The sequence below is a fragment of the Pseudoalteromonas luteoviolacea CPMOR-1 genome, from assembly GCF_001625685.1.
GTDB classification, from domain to species: Bacteria; Pseudomonadota; Gammaproteobacteria; order Enterobacterales; family Alteromonadaceae; genus Pseudoalteromonas; species Pseudoalteromonas luteoviolacea_K.
Genome location: NZ_AUYC01000058.1, coordinates 1 through 944, shown reverse-complemented (window position 1 = coordinate 944; position 944 = coordinate 1). Strand labels below are relative to the sequence as shown.

The 944-nt window shown below is 32.9% G+C and carries 1 protein-coding gene and 1 pseudogene; both read left to right on the top strand.

Features of this window, described 5'->3' with window-relative positions; translation table 11 throughout:
• Positions 1-346 precede the first annotated feature (346 nt).
• Positions 347-700, top strand: coding sequence for a hypothetical protein (locus N473_RS20655; RefSeq protein WP_063369573.1), 354 nt, complete (start codon positions 347-349; stop codon positions 698-700).
• Positions 701-857: 157 nt separating this feature from the next.
• Positions 858-944, top strand: a pseudogene (locus tag N473_RS26010) (Mobile element protein); the annotation flags it as partial.

Sequence of the window (944 nt, the reverse complement as noted above, 5' to 3'; positions counted from 1 at the left end):
AGATGGGTGTCATTTTTAATTCTTTTTTAATTCTTTATGCTGAAATTCCCCGTAGGGAGTTGTGGTATATATAGATGGGTGTCATTTTTAATTCTTTATGAGTGAATTAAGCACTTTTGAGAGGTTTGTTAATGTTCTGAAATTCCCCGTAGGGAGTTGTGGTATAAATAGAGATGGGTGTCATGTTTAATTTTGGAACTTGCAACTTCAATTTTTCTTACACTGATATATTTGAAGATATTTTAAGCATGAACCACAGATCATGGTGGCCATTTGGTGGTGTCGAGATGCCATTCTCTAATCGATATTATATCCATCATAACTTTAGGAAAACGGTAACTTACAAATGATAAATTTTACGAAAAAACTTGTTTTTTTTATACTTTTAATCTTATCAGGGTGTATAGAGCCAACCCATAAGTTTCTTGTAAATGGGTATTATTTATCTTCTACTAATGCCAGTAATACATATATAACTAAAGGTTATGAAGTTGTTATACACTCTGATGTTCTTCATGTTGAAGTGGTGGAGCATTTAATAATAGGGAAAAGGCATTTACCAGAACGTCCCGATCATAATGAACTAGATATTGCTGAGGGATATTTTATTATTGACACAAAAAATGGAGAAGTCAGCTTGGGTGTAGAAAAAAATACGATATTAAAAAGCACCAATGGGGAATACAAAATTGACTGGTAAAAGCTTATTTAGATAAATAAATATAGGTGACATCCATTCTAATTTGAAGAAACAGGAAATAAACAGAGAAAATAAACATGACACCCATCTTAATTTGGGAATAGTGTAAGAAGCCGTCTATGCTTTAATGAATGTTAAAGTATGGATGGCTTTTTTTATGGCAATAGCAAGGAAGAGACAGGTTAGTTTGGTGGATACCAAGTACTATCACTGTATATCACGCTGCGTAAGACGGGCGTTTTTA